Raw genomic sequence first — 15469 nt, 5'->3', positions numbered from 1 at the left:
CCTTTCAAATATTTTCAAATCAAATCACGTGCGATTCCGCAGCCTTATTCCGCATCACCCTCTTCAGGTTTTTTCACAGCCGCTTTCTTTGGCGCAGCTTTGGGGGCCGCTTTCTTGGCAGGCGCCTTTACGGCAGTTTTCGCGGGCGCTTTTTTTACCGCAGCTTTCGCGGCTGGTTTCTTGGCCACCGCTGTTTTAGGGGCTGCTTTCTTGGCAGGCGCCTTCTTTTTCGTACCGGTTTTCGCTGCCCGCTCGGCCAGCAATTCTATTGCCTGCTCCACAGAAACATCCGCGGGTTCGACTTCTTTCGGCACGGTCGCGTTAATCTTGCCCCACTTGATATAAGGCCCGTACCGCCCCGGCATCACAGCCATTGGGCCGCCCTCGGGATGCTCACCCAAATCCTTGATCGGTTCTGCCGCCACGCGGGCCTTGCTGTATTTATTGGCTAAAACTTCGACCGCGCGGTTCATCCCGATCGTGAAAACTTCTTCCACATCAGGCAAGTTTGCATAGACCTTGTTATGCTTCACATAAGGGCCATAGCGCCCGATCGCGGCCTCAACCATCTCGCCATCTTCGGGGTGCGGCCCGATTTGACGCGGCAAAGATAGCAAGGTCAGCGCCTTTTCCAAATCCATCGCTTCGGGTGCCCAGCCTTTCGGAAGGCTTGCGCGCGGCGGTTTTGGCACGTCTTCAGTCGCCTCGCCGCGCTGAACATAGGGGCCAAAGCGGCCTGTCCGCAGGCTGATCTCTTGGCCTTCATCGACACCCAAGACCTGCCCATCGGGCGAAATGACCGCCCCTTCTTCGCCACCCGGCACGGAAATCGGGCGTGTATATCGGCATTCCGGATAGTTCCCGCAGCCAATGAAGGCGCCCCCTGACCGCGCGGTTTTCAGATGCAAGCGCCCCTCGCCGCACACCGGACAGACCCGTGGGTCCGACCCATCGGCACGCTCCGGGTACAAATGCGGGCCAAGGAATTCGTCAATCTTCGTCAGAACCTCGCCAATCCGCAAATCCGCCGTCTCGGCGATAGCAGCGGAAAAGTCGCGCCAAAACCGTGCTAACACCTCTTTGTAATCGCGATCACCGGCCGAGACATCATCTAGCTGACCTTCAAGATCAGCGGTGAAATCATACTCGACATATCTGCGGAAATAGTTTGATAAAAACGCCGTAACCAGACGCCCTTTATCTTCGGGGAACAGCCGGTTCTTATCTTTGCGCACATATTCGCGGTCAACGATTGTCGTCATAATCGAGGCATAGGTCGAAGGCCGTCCAATGCCCAATTCTTCCATCCGCTTTACCAAAGTCGCCTCGGTATAGCGCGGTGGAGGTTGCGTGAAATGCTGCGCACCCAACACCGATTGTCCGGCATTCGTGACCGCCGAAGGCACCCGCGTGGCCGACGCCTCAATCACATCATCGTTTGATGCGGCAGCTTTGGCGAAAGCCTCAGCAAAAGCGCCCTTTACAAAATCAGCGGATTCCCCTTCTGAAATCTGCGGCAAGCGGCCCTCGTCGCCTTCGTCATCATCGCGGCCCTCTTCATACAGCTTAAGAAAGCCGTCAAACAGTACGACCTGCCCCGTTGCCCGCAGCACGACCTGGCCATCTTTGCTGCCGACGTCGACAGTCGTCCGCTCTAGCCGCGCCGCCGCCATCTGGCTGGCAATGGTCCGCTTCCAGATCAAATCATAGAGCTTTTTCTGTTCGCCATCCAAGCGCAGCTCATCCGCCGCTTTGTCCATATCGGTGGGGCGAATACATTCATGCGCCTCTTGGGCGTTCTTGGCCTTATTTTTGTAGACCCGCGGGCTGTCGGGCACGTATTTGTCACCATAGCGCGATTTGATAGACGCACGCGCCGCGGTGATCGCCTCGGGTGCCATATCAATGCCGTCAGTCCGCATATAGGTGATGTGCCCAGCCTCATACAGGCGTTGCGCAGCCCCCATGGTTTGCTTGGCGCCCATGCCAAACTTGCGGCTGGCCTCTTGTTGCAGGGTCGAGGTCATAAAGGGCGCCGAGGGGTTGCGGGCAGCAGGCTTTGCCTCAACCGAAAGCACCGTCAATGTTCGAGACGTGACAGCCTGCACCGCCAAATCGGCCGCCTCGACGTTGGAAATGTCGAATTTATCCAATTTCTTGCCGCCAAGAACGGTCAGCCGCACATCATATTCTTGCCCGCGGGGGGTTTGCAGGCGCGCATTTACGCCCCAAAATTCACGCGCGCGAAACGCCTCAATTTCCATCTCACGCTCAACAATCAGGCGCAGACATACCGATTGCACCCGCCCTGCCGATTTGGCCCCCGGCAACTTGCGCCACAAAACCGGCGACAGTTTAAAGCCCACCAGATAGTCCAACGCGCGGCGCGCCAGATAGGCATCCACCAACGGCACATCAATTTGGCGCGGATTTTTCATCGCCTCGGTTACGGCCGCCTTGGTGATGGCGTTAAAGGTAACACGGCTTACCTTAGTGTCCTTCTTAATGCTTTTGGCAAGCGCCTCTTGCAGGTGCCACGAAATCGCCTCGCCCTCACGATCAGGGTCGGTCGCGAGGATCAGTTCGTTATCGGTTTTCATCGCATCCGCAATGGCCTTCAAATGCTTTTTGCTGTCAGAGGCCACCTCCCACTTCATCGCAAATTCGTCTTCGGGATCAACCGAGCCGTCTTTGGGGGGCAGGTCACGCACATGCCCGAATGAGGCCAGAACCGTGTAATTGGAACCGAGATATTTGTTGATTGTCTTGGCTTTAGCGGGGGACTCGACGACGACAACAGCCATAATAACCTCTTGTTCAAACGGACCCGACAGGGGCAGGGCAAGATGTGGGCGAATGGCAGGCAATGTCAATGGAACACTGCCAAACCCCCAAAACCGCTGACCTGATTGCCTTTTTGTGCTTATACTACAAGTGCAGAAACACCGCATAACAAAGGTTTTATGGCTTTTGCAGGTCATGTATTAACTAAATGCCACGGCAGCCCTAGGCGCAAAACACGATCTGCCTAGTCAAGCCGTGACAGAAGGCCGCCAGCCTGGCGCAATACTTTACCCTCCAACTCCAGCATCAACAACTCTGGTGCGATGCGGGCCGAGGGCATCGCCAGATCACGGATCAGCTGATCCTCGGCCAGCGGGCTTGGGCCCAGACGGGCAAGAATTTGGCTGTGGAGGGTGGCCATTTCGGCCAAGGGGCGGCGTTCCGGCGCAGGGCCGGGCAAGGGTGGTGCAGGCTTAGGCTCCGGCTCGGGCCGCACGGGCGCGGATTGGCGTGCGGCAGGCATGCCTGTACCGATTGCCTCTATCACATCGGACGAATTGCGCACCAATGTCGCGCCATCACGAATCAGCATATTGCACCCTGCTGCGCGCGCATCAAACGGGTGGCCCGGCACGGCAAGCACATCGCGCCCTTGGTCAAGCGCATTGCGCGCGGTGATCAAACTGCCCGACCGCGCTGCAGCCTCAACCACGATCACGGCCCGCGACAGACCAGACACCAACCGGTTGCGCATTGGAAAATGCCGCGCTTGCGGTGCCATGCCCATCGGCTGTTCGGAAATGCGGCACCCTTTGGCGGCAATATCCTTGGCAAGGCTTGCGTTTTCTTCGGGGTAGATCACATCGACCCCGCCCGCCTGCACCGCCACCGTGCCCAAGGCCAGAGCAGCCTTATGCGCCACCGCATCAATTCCGCGCGCAAGGCCGGATACGACCACAAACCCCTTTTCGCCCAAGGTTTCGGCCAAACGATTGGCCATACGCAAGCCAAGGCTAGAGGCATTGCGCGCGCCAACCATGGCCACGCTGGGCCTGTTCAACAGCGCGACATCACCGATCGTCCAAAGCACCGGAGGCGCATCGGTCAGATCATAAAGCGCCTCGGGATAGGCCGCTTCGCCCCAGCACAGCATTTGTGCGCCCGCCGCCCGCGCCAATGACATTTCATGCAGGGCAACATCTTCGTGGCAAACAGAATAGTCCTTTACCGCAGCCTCTGCCGCAATGCGGGGCAACGCAGCCAGCGCAGCGGCCGCGCTGCCATGTTCGGCCAAAAGCCGGTGAAAGGTTACAGCCCCCACCCGTCTTGACCGGATAAGGCGCAGCCAATCCAGCCGTTGATCGGCCGTAAGGTCGGCGCGGGCGGCGCAAACATGGGCAAAAAGATCCGAATCCATTGGGCAGCTTTCGATTGGTCCTACAATCTTTGTCGCTAAGCAAAGTTAACAGGTGATGAATCAAACCGAAAATGCCCGTTTGAACGCCCAATCACAAACCCGTGCTTTTCTGCCGATTGGCACCGAGGACAATCCCCCCTATATCTAACCTATGTTTGATGCATTGCTGCGCCGCCTGACGGCCCCGACACCCGCCGCCCTAACCGAACCAGACGCCGATTTGGCGCTGGCCGCTCTGCTTGTGCGGCTGGCCCGCGCGGATGGTGACTACGCCCAGTCTGAAATGGCGCGTATTGATAACATATTGGTATCACGCCATAATCTAACCCCTTGGGCCGCAGCAAAGATGCGCGCGCAGGCCGAAATCTTAGAGCAAGAGGCCCCCGATACCGTGCGCTTTACCCGTGCGATAAAAAACGCCACCGCCATCGAGGAACGGGCAGGCCTTGTGCAGGCGATGTGGTCGGTTGCCCTTGTCGATGACAACCGTGATGCGGGTGAGGACCAGTTGATGCGACTTGTCGCCAACCTTTTGGGGCTGACCGATCAAGAATCTGCGCTTGCGCGGCAAAAGGCATCCCAAATCTGAGGCGCTACCGAAAAATATGCCCTCTTGACGCAACGATGCGCCAAATAGGCCGTTGCATCGCCGCACGTTTTGCGCCCTAATTTAGGAAATATCCTATCAAAGTGAGCTTTCGTGACAGTTAAGACCCGCCCTACGGCCCAAAGCACAAATGATGCAGCGACACCGGTCATTGAAATTCGGAACCTGCACAAAAGCTATGGCCAACTTGAGGTGCTGAAAGGCATCGATATGGTTGCACCCAAAGGCCATGTCATCTCGCTTATCGGGTCGTCCGGTTCGGGCAAATCGACGCTTTTGCGCTGCTGCAACCTGCTTGAGGACAGCCAGCAGGGCGAGATCACCTTTGAGGGCGAGCCCGTAAAATGGCGCGGCGAAGGGTTAAACCGCCAACCCGCTGACCGCAGCCAAGTCACCCGTATTCGCACAAACCTGTCGATGGTGTTCCAGCAGTTCAACCTGTGGTCGCATATGACTATTTTGCAAAACGTTATGGAAGCGCCGGTGACAGTGCTGAAACGGGATCCGGTTGAGGTAGAGGCCAAGGCCCGCGAATATTTGGAAAAAGTAGGCATTGGCGACAAGGCCGATGCTTGGCCTGCCATGCTTTCGGGCGGCCAACAACAACGCGCCGCCATCGCGCGCGCGCTCTGTATGGAACCCCGCGCGCTGCTGTTTGATGAACCGACCTCGGCGCTGGATCCTGAGCTGGAGCAAGAGGTTGTAAAGGTTATCAAGGCCTTGGCTGACGAAGGCCGCACCATGCTGTTGGTAACGCATGATATGCGGCTGGCAGCCGATGTATCTGACCATGTGGTGTTTTTGCACCAAGGCCGCACCGAAGAAGAAGGCCCACCAGACGCTGTATTCGGAAACCCGCAGACCGCGCGTTTGCAAGGCTTCCTTTCTGCGGGTGGCTAGGGCACAAAGCATCACCAAGTGACAAAACAATAGGGACATAACAATGAAAAAACTGATCTTGACCACGGCCATTCTAGCACTCACCGCTGGCGCCTCCTTTGCCGAAACTGTCCGCATGGGCACTGAGGGCGCCTACCCTCCCTATAACTTTATCAACGACAAAGGCGAAGTTGACGGGTTTGAGCGTGATCTGGGTGACAAGCTATGCGAAATGGCCAGCCTGACCTGCGAATGGGTCACCACCGATTGGGATGGCATCATCCCCAACCTGCAATCGGGCAACTATGATGTTATCATCGCGGGCATGAGCATCACCAAAGAGCGCGCCGAAGTGGTTGAATTCACACAGAATTACATTCCACCAGCGATGTCTGCCTATATGGCGCTGGATGCTGGCGTTGATGTAAATGCGGCCCCCGTCTCGGCACAAACCGGCACCATTCAGGCGGGCCATGTGCAAGAAAGCGGCGCGACCTTGGTTGAATTTGCAACCCCGGATGAAACCGTAGCGGCCGTGCGCAATGGCGAGGCTGATGCTGTGTTTGCCGACAAAGAATACCTTGCCCCGATCTTGGCAGAATCAAATGGTCAGTTCGTTTGGGCTGGCAAAGATGTAGCGCTGGGTGACGGCGTTGGCATGGCCTTCCGCAAATCCGATACAGCACTGCGCGACAAATTTGACGCGGGCATCACTTCGATGAAGGCAGATGGTTCGTTGAATGAGTTGATCGTGAAATGGTTCGGCGACACGGTCGCAAAATACTAAGCAGGGCCGTTTTCAACATTACAGACGGGCAGCGCAACCAGTTTTAACCCACTGGCTTGCGCTGCCCTCATCGGATTTTCATGTTTTCAAGCTGCGCCGACCCTTCCTCCTTGAACGGCCTGAACTGGCTGTTGTGCTACCTGACCACAGGCAAGCAGATTGATTTCTATTGGTCTTTTCTAACCGTGCTGACACTGCTTGCGGTCACAGCGCCGGTGGCCTTAGCCTTTGGATTTGGCGGCGCGATGATGTCGCGCTCGCAGCACCTGCCCCTGCGGATCATCGGTAAAACCTATACCGCTATGGTGCGCGGCGTCCCTGACATCGTGTTCTTTCTGTTCTTTGTGATCGCGCTGGACCAAGGGATCGAATATTTCTTTCACGTCGTCCGTTGCCCCGATTGGACCGAGCCCGTGCGCAATGGGCTAGAGTTTCGCGTCTGCCCGCAGGCCAAGGTACCGCTGAATTCTTCGGCACAAATCTGGCATTCACTTTACGGTTTTGCACTGGCCGTGGTGACCTTTGCGCTGGTGTTCGGCGCCTTTGCCTCGAACGTTTTATATGGCGCTATGCAGGCGGTGCCGCGCGCGCAATTGGAAACGGCCGAGGCTTACGGCATGAACCACGGCCAAGTATTTCGCCGCGTTTTGGTGCCGCAAATGTGGGTCTACGCCCTGCCCGGCCTATCGAACCTGTGGATGATCCTGATCAAGGCCACGCCTTTGCTATTTTTGTTGGGTGTGCAAGACATCGTCTATTGGGCGCGTGAATTGGGTGGCGCAAAAACCAGCGTCTATGCCTATCCACACCCCGATTGGCGGCTGTACTACTTCTTGGGTCTCCTTGTGTTTTACCTTTGCATGACCAAAATCTCCGAAGTGGTTTTGACCCGTATTCAAGCCCGCCTTAGCCACGGCCAAGCCACGGCCTCGGGCGAAGCCCAAAGAAAGGCCGCCGCATGAGCTGCCTGCAAACGATTGCCGATTACGGCCTGCGCTCGATGGGCATAGGCGAGCGCCTGCTGCCCAAAACCGATTTCACCTTGTGCCAGCAATTCACCCTGATCGGGTCGGGGATGCTGTGGAATGTCTATTTTGGCGTACTCGCCTTGCTCTTCGGCTTTGTCTTGGCCAATGCGATTGCGATGGCCAAGGCGTCAAACGTTAAGGTCCTGCGCAAAGCTGCCGAATGGTTCATATTTATCTTTCGCGGCTCACCGTTGTTTATTCAATTTTTTCTGGCCTATGAGGCGCTGGTGATGCTGCCGCGTAACGGGATAGAAATTTTTGGCATGACAACCGAGGTAAGCTGGTTGTCACGAGCTTGGGCCGGTGCGCTAATCGTGCTGTTTTTGAACACCGCGGCCTATACGGCAGAAATATTCTACGGGGCGCTGCGGTCTATCCCCAAGGGTGACCTAGAGGCCGCCGATGCTTACGGCATTTCCGGCTGGTCCCGCTTTATCCGCATTCAATGGCCAACCATGCTGCGCTTGGCATGGCCCGCCTACACCAATGAGGCGATCTTTCTATTTCACGCGACAACGCTGGTGTTCTTTTCGGGCTTTCCCGCGTTTCGGCAAGAAGGTGACGCGCTGTATTATGCCAGCTATTTCGTCGATAAAACCTTCAACCCCTTTATCCCCTACCCCATAGTCGCCTTCTATTTCATCTTGCTTACGCTGGCGCTGATTGGGGTCTTTGGGGTGGTCAACCGGCGGCTTAACAGGCATTTGCCATCAAACGAGCGGAGCAAGATCAAACTGCGCCCGCAAATCATCAGGTGACCTATGAAAGACTGGCTGAGGAAACACCCCGAAGTTCGCACGATCCGCGTCGCGGCTGCAGACCTGAACGGGCAAGCACGCGGCAAACGTGTGCCCTCGCGTTTCGCGGATAAGGCTGTCAAAGATGGAATCCGTTTTCCCTTTTCGGTGCTGAACCTCGACATCTGGGGCGAGGATATTGATGACAGCCCGCTGGTGTTTGAACAAGGCGATGCCGATGGTGTGCTGAAACCGACCGAGCGTGGGTTTATGCCAATGCCATGGCTAGAGGCCCCTACCGCCTTGCTGCCAATTTGGATGTTTCGCGAAAATGGCCAGCCTTATGATGGCTGCCCGCGTCAGGCCCTCGCGGCTGTGCTGGCCCGTTACAAGGCACGCGGTTTGACCCCAGTTTGCGCGATGGAGCTGGAATTTTTCTTGATCGACGATAGCGGCAAGAAAATGCAGGCCCCTGCCTCGCCACGTTCGGGCAAGCGGCGCAAAGCTGCTGAAACCCTGTCGATCCGGGCGCTGGACGCGTTTGATGTGTTCTTTACCGACCTGTATGACGCCTGCGAAGCAATGGACATTCCGGCAGATACGTCCACCTCGGAAACCGGCCTTGGCCAGTTTGAGGTGAACCTGATGCATTGCGATGATGCGTTGCGGGCTGCCGATGATGCGTGGTTGTTCAAAATGCTGGTCAAAGGTCTGGCGCGGCGGCACGGGTTTGCGGCGTCCTTCATGGCCAAACCCTACCCTGAATATTCCGGCTCGGGCTTGCACACGCATTTCTCGATTCTGGATGAGAAGGGCGATAATATTTTTGACAGTGGCGGGCCAAAAGGCACAGCCGCGCTGCGCCATGCCGTGGCGGGTTGCCTTGAGGCGATGAACGATTCCACGCTGCTGTTCGCCCCGCATGGCAACAGCTATGAGCGGCTGGTGCCAGATGCCCACGCCCCGACCGTAGTGTGCTGGGGCTATGAAAACCGCACGGCGGCCATTCGTATTCCGGCAGGGTCGGCGGCGGCGCGGCGGATTGAGCACCGCGTGGCAGGCGGCGATGTGAACCCTTATTTGATGCTGGCGGTGATTTTGGGTGCAGCACTGAACGGAATCGAAGACGCGGTTGATCCGCCTGCGCCGATCACGGGCAATGCCTATGCTTTGGAAGGGTTGGAGCAGATTCCGACCGAATGGGGTGCAGCGATCGAAGCCTTTGAGAAATCCGAGATTATGCCCCGCATTTTCAGTCGTGATTTGATCCGAAACTACGCACTGACCAAGCGGCAGGAAATGCTGTATTTGGATGAGCTGAGCGCCGAGGAGCAGCTAGAGCTTTACCTCGACACGGTGTGAAATTCCCCCCATGAATCGCACGGGAAGCCCTGCAAACCAGGTGGATTTGGAGCAATTTTGATGACGCCAATCCTCTATTCCTTTCGCCGCTGCCCCTATGCAATGCGGGCGCGGCTGGCGGTTGCGTCATCTGGTGTGGCGGTGGACCTGCGCGAGATTTTGCTGCGCGACAAGCCGGCGGCGTTTTTGGCAGCATCCCCCAGCGCCACAGTCCCGTGTTTGGTGACAGATACGGGCGTCATTGACGAAAGCCTTGATGTCATGCTCTGGGCGCTGCGCCAACATGACCCAGAGCGGTGGTTGGACATGCCCGAGGCCGGGTGGGATTGGATTGCGCGCGGCGATGGCCCGTTCAAGCGCGCGCTAGACCGCGTGAAATATGCCAGCCGCTATGAGGCCGCAGACGTAGACGCCGCGCGGGCCGAGGCGGTTGACTTTTTTGACGATTTGGAAGTGGCGATGGACACTTGGATTTTTGCGCGCGCCAGTTTGGCCGATTATGCATTGCTGCCTTTTGTGCGGCAATTTGCGTTTATTGATAAGGCTTGGTTTGATGCGCAGCCTTGGCCGCGCGTACAGGCGTGGTTAGCGCAGTTTTTGGCGTCAGGCCGGTTTGCGGATGTGATGGTGAAACGCGCGGTTTGGCAGCCATGACATGCCGCGCGTTTGGGCCGGAGTCAGATAGGTATTTGGACCAAGATGAAATAGGCGGTATTTCTATTTCTGAAGGTTGCAGAACTTGGCTTGCCGCCGCAGGCAGGGCAAGCATCAGGCTTGCATGGATTACAGTAGATCCTCTTCCTCGCCTTCGACATCGACGCCCATAGCATCAAGACCTGCCTCAAGGTTTTCGGCCAGATGCGGCATGCCCATTAGGTAATCGGCGGTTGGGGTGGTTTTTTCCGACCGCGCGGTGGCGAGGGCTTCGGCGTAATCTTCAACCTCAAAGCTGCCGCGCCCGACCCATGCGATAGCCGTCAGATGCGCCTGTTCGTCATCGTTCAGGTTTTCGATGAATTGGGACAGTTCAGCCGCAGCCACATGGCCTTCGCGTGCTTGAAAAATCACTTGGACCACTTTGCTGGCGCTAATGTCGATCATGGGGTGTCCTTTTAGGTTTGGCCCATGGTGGCGCAGGATGCAGGCCGTGGCAAGGGGGCGGCATGCTGTGCGGCGGCGTTTCCCCTCTTGCCGCCCCCCCGATGGTGGGGATAGGGTTTGACCATCAACAGATAGGTATTTCATGCTAATCGGCATTCTACAAACCGGCCTCGCCCCTGACCAACTTATGGATGAGATGGGGGATTACCCTGATATGTTCCAGCGTTTGCTGGCGGGGCACGGGTTTACGTTCAAAACTTACCGCGTGCTGGAGGGAGAGTTTCCCCCCGATGTGAAAGCCGCCGATGGCTGGTTGATCACAGGGTCGAAGTTTGGCGCCTATGAAGACCATGCTTGGATCCCGCCTTTGGAGGATTTCATTCGAGCGTCTTATGCTGCGCATGTGCCAATGGTCGGGATTTGCTTTGGCCACCAGATCATTGCGCAGGCGATGGGTGGGCGGGTTGAAAAGTTCACCAAGGGCTGGGCCGTGGGCGCTACGGATTATGATTTCGGCGGCACCAATGTGCGCCTGAACGCGTGGCATCAGGACCAAGTGGTGGAAAAGCCCGAGTCGGCCGAGGTTGTCGGCAGCAACGCGTTTTGTGCCAATGCAGCCCTGCTCTATGATGACCGCGCCTTTACCGTGCAGCCGCACCCCGAGTTCCAGCCCGATTTCGTTGATGGGTTGATGAAGACACGCGGCAAGGGTTTGGTGCCCGACGGCTTGTTAGAGGCCGCGACCGCGCGGCTGCAGGACCCCTTAAGCGATACCAGCATGGCGGGCCAAATCGCTGCATTTTTCAAACAGCCGAGGGGCTGAAGTTTCAAGGACCGGAGTTTTCCGATGAGCAAGTGGACAGATAAGCTACCCGACGCGGCACGCACCTATATCGCGGGGCGTCGCTTGGATGAGGTCGAGTGTATCATTGCCGATATTGCGGGTGTTGCGCGCGGCAAGGCGATGCCTGCGTCAAAATTTGCAACGCAGGAAAATTATTTCCTGCCGAACTCGATCTTTTTGCAGACGATAACGGGCGAGTGGGCCGATAACCCTTCGGGCCTGTTTACCGAGCCGGATATGGTTTTGGTGCCTGATTATTCCACGACAACAGCCGCGCCTTGGACGGCGGATGTGACGGTGCAGGTGATCCATGATGCACAAGATCAGCAAGGCAACCCTGTGCCGACTGCGCCGCGCAATGTGTTGAAACGTATACTGGCGCTCTATGCTGCCAAAGGCTGGGCCCCCGTCGTGGCCCCCGAGATGGAGTTTTTCCTGACGGCCCGCAACATTGACCCCAACATGCCGGTTATGCCGCCGATGGGTCGGTCTGGCCGCCGCGCTGCGGGCAAACAGGCCTATTCGATGAGTGCGGTGGATGAGTACGGCAAGGTGATCGACGATATCTATGACTTTGCCGAGGCGCAAGGCATGGAAATCGACGGGATTTTGCAAGAAGGCGGCGCGGGTCAGGTTGAGATTAACCTAGCCCACGGAGACCCGATCAAGCTGGCAGATGAGGTCTTTTTCTTTAAGCGGTTGATCCGTGAGGCGGCGCTGCGGCACGATTGCTTTGCCACCTTTATGGCCAAACCCATTGAGGGCGAACCGGGGTCTGCGATGCATATCCACCATTCGGTGGTTGATATTAAGACGGGCAAGAACATCTTTTCCAATACCGATGGCTCTGAGACCGATGCGTTCTTGCACTTTATCGCAGGGATGCAGAACCATTTGCCGGGGGCGGTTGCGCTGCTGGCGCCCTATGTGAACAGCTATCGTCGCTATGTACCTGATTTTGCAGCACCTATTAACCTTGAATGGGGACGCGACAACCGCACCACAGGCCTGCGCGTGCCGATTTCGGGGCCCGCCGCACGGCGGGTGGAAAACCGGCTGGCGGGTATGGATTGCAACCCCTATCTGGGCTTGGCGGCAAGCCTTGCTTGCGGATATTTGGGCCTGATAGAGGCCACAAAACCCCGCGCGGAATGCACGGGCGACGCCTATAACATTGAAACGGACTTGCCTTACACCATGGGCGACGCGCTTGACCTGTTGGAAGAAGACACGGCGCTTTGCGAGGTGTTAGGCACCGAGTTCTGCAAAGTTTACGATTCGGTAAAACGGAATGAGTATAAAGAGTTTCAGCAGGTCATCAGCCCGTGGGAACGAGAACATCTGTTGTTGAACGTATGAACCTGCTGCATGTGAACGATCAGGCGGGGCAGTACCCTGCCTCTTACTATGCCGCAACGGCAACACCGCTGGCTGCGTTTGCCCCCCTTAAGGGGCAGACCAGCGCCGATGTGTGCATCATTGGTGCAGGGTTTACAGGCTTGTCAGCGGCGCTGCATCTGGCGCGCGCAGGGCTTGATGTGGTCGTGGTTGAGGCGCATCGCGTGGGCTTTGGCGCCTCGGGGCGCAATGGCGGGCAAGTCGGGTCGGGCCAACGGCTAGAACAGGACGCGCTGGAAAAGCTTGCGGGGCGTGAGGCGGCGCACAAGCTGTGGGATATGGGCGAAGAGGCAAAGGCGCTGGTGCGCAAGCTGGCCGCCGAGATGGGCTTACCGTTTCATGCGGGCGTTGCCCATGCCTGTTATACCGACGCCGAGGTAGCCCATGCGCGTGGCTATGCCGAAAAGCTGTCACGCGATTATGGCTATGACAAGATAGAGCAACTGCCCGAAGGGTTGATCGGGTCAGCCGCGTTCAAAGGCGGCGATTTGGACCGTGGTGCGGGGCATTTGCACCCGTTGAACTTTACCATCGGGCTGGCCAAGGCAGCGGTGGCTGCGGGTGCGCGGATTTATGAACGGTCCGAAGTGCATCACATTCAGCACAATTTGCGGACCGAAGTGCAGACAGCACATGGGCGCGTCAGCTGCAACCATGTGGTTTTGGCGGGCAATGGCTATCTGAGCGGGCTGGACCGTAAAGTTGCGGCACGGGTGATGCCGATCAATAATTTCATCCTTGCCACCGAGCCGTTGGGCGACCGGGCCAAAGAGATTTTGTCGCAAAATGTGGCGGTGGCCGACAGCAAATTCGTGGTGAATTACTGGCGATTGTCGGATGATAAGCGCCTGCTGTTTGGTGGCGGGGAAAGCTATGGCTATAAATTCCCTGACATTTTGAAAACCGTGCGAAAACCTATGCTTGAGGTGTATCCGCAGCTTGCCGATGTAAAGATAGACTATGCTTGGGGCGGCACATTGGCGATTACGCTGAACCGGATGCCATGCTTTATGCGCACACATCCGCGGGTGTTTTCGGCCTCGGGTTATTCGGGGCATGGGGTGGCTATGGCCACGCTGGCAGGTAAGCTGATGGCTGAGGCGGTTCAGGGACAAGCAGGCGGCTTTGATGTGCTGGCTGCCCTGCCCCAGCCACGATTCCCTGGTGGAATTGCGCTGCGCTGGCCCCTGCTTGTGGCGGCGATGACATGGTACGGGATGCGCGACCGGCTGGGGATTTAAGCCGACACCAAAACGCTTGGCTTGGCCCGCCGCCGCAAACGATGATTCGTCGAAAAATCTGAATTTTCGACGAATCATCGCAAGTGGTCAGAGCTTGGAGAGCTTCTTTTGTAGCTCTGCCAATTGCGCCTTTATATCGCGCAGCTCGTCTGATTCTTTTGTCGCAGCTGCTGGTTCGTGTTCGGAATTGGCGGCATCAGCTTTACCAGACCAGCCCGGAACACCGCCCATAATGGTTTTAAGAAAGGCCTCTTGCTGTTTGCGCATGGCATCAAACCCCGGCACGGTCGCCATCGGGTTTGGCACTTTGGTCAGGTTTTGTACCATTTTGGACTGGCTGTCGCGCAGCATATCAAAAGAGGCGGCCAGAAACTGCGGCACGACCGAGTGGACGCCCGTGGTATAGCTGCGCACAAGATCATTCAGCACGTTGGTCGGCAGAACGCTTTCTCCTTTGCTTTCATGCTCGGCCACAATTTGCAGAAGATATTGACGGGTCAGGTCATCACCAGATTTCAGGTCGATAATCTGGACTTCACGGCCCTTACGAATGAAGCCGGAAATGTCTTCGAGTGTCACATAGTCAGAGGTTTCAGTATTATAGAGGCGACGGCTGGCGTAGCGCTTAATGAGTAGCGGCTTTTGAGTTTCGGCCATATTGCACCCCTTTGGAGACTGGACAGTGTGGTGCGCGGACTTGTTGCGCTACTGAAAAGCTTAGTGCAGCGCAGAAAAAAAGGAAAGAGCGGGCTTCGTTAGAAGCCCGCTCTTGGCGCGTCAACAACAGGGAGGCGGTCGGACGCGCCGACAAGCCTTACTTTACAGCAGAGGTTGCTTTTTTAGCAGCAGTCTGAACGTCAGCAGTTGCTTTTTTAACAGCAGCCGAAGTTTCTTCGGACAGGTCTTTGCCAGCAGCCAGCATCAGCTCAACAGTTTCCATCTGAACTTTTTTCGCAACTTCAGCGAAAGCAGCCATGTTTTCAGCAGCCATTTCCGAAGCAGCAGAAGCGAAGTCTGTTGCGGCTTTGGTATAGTCAGCGGCGTCAGCTTTGGCAGTGGTAATGCCCGAAACTTTTGCCAGCGTGTCTTTTGCCCATTTCGAAGAAATTTCGTTGGACTTTTCAGCAGCTTCCAAAGCCACTTTCGACAGCTTTTCAGCCATAGCAGCTTGGGTTTTGAACGCGTTCTGGAACGCCGCGTTGTCAACTGGGAAGGAAGCCATCATGTCTTGAACCATTTTCGTCATGTCTGGGGTCTTAGTCATTTTGAATTCTCCTGTCAGCG

Annotated in this window: 15 protein-coding genes; 10 read left to right on the top strand and 5 right to left on the bottom strand. The window is 56.8% G+C overall.

What is annotated here, in order from left to right; translation table 11 throughout:
* Window positions 1–44 precede the first annotated feature (44 nt).
* Window positions 45–2804 (bottom strand): type I DNA topoisomerase, encoded by a 2760-nt coding sequence (gene topA / locus ACEN2J_RS11325; RefSeq protein ID WP_442105904.1) that lies wholly within the window; start codon window positions 2802–2804, stop codon window positions 45–47.
* A gap of 224 nt (window positions 2805–3028) precedes the next feature.
* Window positions 3029–4201 (bottom strand): DNA-processing protein DprA, encoded by a 1173-nt coding sequence (gene dprA / locus ACEN2J_RS11320; protein WP_442105902.1) that lies wholly within the window; start codon window positions 4199–4201, stop codon window positions 3029–3031.
* 151 nt (window positions 4202–4352) lie between these two features.
* Here dprA and ACEN2J_RS11315 point away from each other — a divergent pair, with 151 nt between their 5' ends.
* The 7 genes from ACEN2J_RS11315 (at window position 4353) to ACEN2J_RS11285 (ending at window position 10255) form a co-directional block, all read left to right on the top strand.
* Window positions 4353–4790, top strand: a complete 438-nt coding sequence (locus tag ACEN2J_RS11315) for a TerB family tellurite resistance protein (protein WP_442105900.1) — start codon at window positions 4353–4355, stop codon at window positions 4788–4790.
* Between the two features lie 111 nt (window positions 4791–4901).
* The gene (locus tag ACEN2J_RS11310; protein WP_442105898.1) at window positions 4902–5708 is read left to right on the top strand and encodes an ABC transporter ATP-binding protein; all 807 of its coding nucleotides are present in this window, start codon (window positions 4902–4904) and stop codon (window positions 5706–5708) included.
* 43 nt (window positions 5709–5751) lie between these two features.
* Window positions 5752–6474 carry a transporter substrate-binding domain-containing protein gene (locus ACEN2J_RS11305; RefSeq protein WP_442105896.1) on the top strand — a complete coding sequence of 241 codons (723 nt, stop codon included), beginning with the start codon at window positions 5752–5754 and terminating at the stop codon, window positions 6472–6474.
* An 80-nt stretch (window positions 6475–6554) separates the two neighbouring features.
* On the top strand, window positions 6555–7436 hold the full coding sequence (locus ACEN2J_RS11300) for an ABC transporter permease (protein ID WP_442105894.1): 882 nt from the start codon (window positions 6555–6557) through the stop codon (window positions 7434–7436).
* On the top strand, window positions 7433–8260 hold the full coding sequence (locus ACEN2J_RS11295) for an ABC transporter permease (protein ID WP_442105893.1): 828 nt from the start codon (window positions 7433–7435) through the stop codon (window positions 8258–8260). The genes ACEN2J_RS11300 and ACEN2J_RS11295 overlap by 4 nt, the downstream gene beginning before the upstream one ends.
* 3 nt (window positions 8261–8263) lie before the next feature.
* Window positions 8264–9601 carry a glutamine synthetase family protein gene (locus tag ACEN2J_RS11290; RefSeq protein WP_442105891.1) on the top strand — a complete coding sequence of 446 codons (1338 nt, stop codon included), beginning with the start codon at window positions 8264–8266 and terminating at the stop codon, window positions 9599–9601.
* Window positions 9602–9661: 60 nt separating this feature from the next.
* On the top strand, window positions 9662–10255 hold the full coding sequence (locus ACEN2J_RS11285) for a glutathione S-transferase (RefSeq protein ID WP_442105890.1): 594 nt from the start codon (window positions 9662–9664) through the stop codon (window positions 10253–10255).
* Window positions 10256–10384: 129 nt separating this feature from the next.
* Here ACEN2J_RS11285 and ACEN2J_RS11280 read toward each other — a convergent pair whose 3' ends face one another.
* Window positions 10385–10702: a DUF3775 domain-containing protein gene (locus tag ACEN2J_RS11280; protein ID WP_442105888.1), complete on the bottom strand. Its 318-nt coding sequence runs from the start codon at window positions 10700–10702 to the stop codon at window positions 10385–10387.
* Window positions 10703–10844: 142 nt separating this feature from the next.
* On the opposite strand from ACEN2J_RS11280, the gene ACEN2J_RS11275 reads away from it, so the two are divergent.
* The 3 genes from ACEN2J_RS11275 to ACEN2J_RS11265 are packed head-to-tail and all read left to right on the top strand — an operon-like array spanning window position 10845 to window position 14185.
* On the top strand, window positions 10845–11525 hold the full coding sequence (locus ACEN2J_RS11275; RefSeq protein ID WP_442105886.1) for a type 1 glutamine amidotransferase: 681 nt from the start codon (window positions 10845–10847) through the stop codon (window positions 11523–11525).
* 24 nt (window positions 11526–11549) lie between these two features.
* A complete protein-coding gene (locus ACEN2J_RS11270) occupies window positions 11550–12905 on the top strand; it encodes a glutamine synthetase family protein (RefSeq protein WP_442105884.1) in 1356 nt (451 codons plus the stop codon).
* Window positions 12902–14185, top strand: a complete 1284-nt coding sequence (locus tag ACEN2J_RS11265; RefSeq protein WP_442105972.1) for an NAD(P)/FAD-dependent oxidoreductase — start codon at window positions 12902–12904, stop codon at window positions 14183–14185. Before ACEN2J_RS11270 ends, ACEN2J_RS11265 begins: the two co-directional genes overlap by 4 nt.
* Before the next feature lie 87 nt (window positions 14186–14272).
* Here the strand turns inward: ACEN2J_RS11265 and phaR are convergent, their stop codons facing one another.
* Both phaR and ACEN2J_RS11255 read right to left on the bottom strand, forming a co-directional pair.
* On the bottom strand, window positions 14273–14842 hold the full coding sequence (gene phaR, locus ACEN2J_RS11260) for a polyhydroxyalkanoate synthesis repressor PhaR (RefSeq protein ID WP_442105882.1): 570 nt from the start codon (window positions 14840–14842) through the stop codon (window positions 14273–14275).
* A 157-nt stretch (window positions 14843–14999) separates the two neighbouring features.
* Window positions 15000–15449: a Phasin gene (locus ACEN2J_RS11255; protein WP_442105970.1), complete on the bottom strand. Its 450-nt coding sequence runs from the start codon at window positions 15447–15449 to the stop codon at window positions 15000–15002.
* Between the last annotated feature and the right edge of the window lie 20 nt (window positions 15450–15469).

The organism is Pseudorhodobacter sp. W20_MBD10_FR17 (assembly GCF_052119765.1).
Lineage (GTDB): Bacteria > Pseudomonadota > Alphaproteobacteria > Rhodobacterales > Rhodobacteraceae > Pseudorhodobacter.
The sequence above is the reverse complement of the archived record's forward strand: the minus strand, read 5'-3'. Positions and strand labels throughout refer to the sequence as shown.

Excerpts from the sequence above, each read along its gene's own strand:
- topA (WP_442105904.1), bottom strand. The coding sequence starts at position 2,804 with ATGGCTGTTGTCGTCGTCGAGTCCCCCGCTAAAGCCAAGACAATCAAC.
- dprA (WP_442105902.1), bottom strand. The coding sequence starts at position 4,201 with ATGGATTCGGATCTTTTTGCCCATGTTTGCGCCGCCCGCGCCGACCTT.
- ACEN2J_RS11315 (WP_442105900.1), top strand. The coding sequence starts at position 4,353 with ATGTTTGATGCATTGCTGCGCCGCCTGACGGCCCCGACACCCGCCGCC.
- ACEN2J_RS11305 (WP_442105896.1), top strand. The coding sequence starts at position 5,752 with ATGAAAAAACTGATCTTGACCACGGCCATTCTAGCACTCACCGCTGGC.
- ACEN2J_RS11300 (WP_442105894.1), top strand. The coding sequence starts at position 6,555 with ATGTTTTCAAGCTGCGCCGACCCTTCCTCCTTGAACGGCCTGAACTGG.
- ACEN2J_RS11295 (WP_442105893.1), top strand. The coding sequence starts at position 7,433 with ATGAGCTGCCTGCAAACGATTGCCGATTACGGCCTGCGCTCGATGGGC.
- ACEN2J_RS11290 (WP_442105891.1), top strand. The coding sequence starts at position 8,264 with ATGAAAGACTGGCTGAGGAAACACCCCGAAGTTCGCACGATCCGCGTC.
- ACEN2J_RS11285 (WP_442105890.1), top strand. The coding sequence starts at position 9,662 with ATGACGCCAATCCTCTATTCCTTTCGCCGCTGCCCCTATGCAATGCGG.
- ACEN2J_RS11280 (WP_442105888.1), bottom strand. The coding sequence starts at position 10,702 with ATGATCGACATTAGCGCCAGCAAAGTGGTCCAAGTGATTTTTCAAGCA.
- ACEN2J_RS11275 (WP_442105886.1), top strand. The coding sequence starts at position 10,845 with ATGCTAATCGGCATTCTACAAACCGGCCTCGCCCCTGACCAACTTATG.
- ACEN2J_RS11270 (WP_442105884.1), top strand. The coding sequence starts at position 11,550 with ATGAGCAAGTGGACAGATAAGCTACCCGACGCGGCACGCACCTATATC.
- ACEN2J_RS11265 (WP_442105972.1), top strand. The coding sequence starts at position 12,902 with ATGAACCTGCTGCATGTGAACGATCAGGCGGGGCAGTACCCTGCCTCT.
- phaR (WP_442105882.1), bottom strand. The coding sequence starts at position 14,842 with ATGGCCGAAACTCAAAAGCCGCTACTCATTAAGCGCTACGCCAGCCGT.
- ACEN2J_RS11255 (WP_442105970.1), bottom strand. The coding sequence starts at position 15,449 with ATGACTAAGACCCCAGACATGACGAAAATGGTTCAAGACATGATGGCT.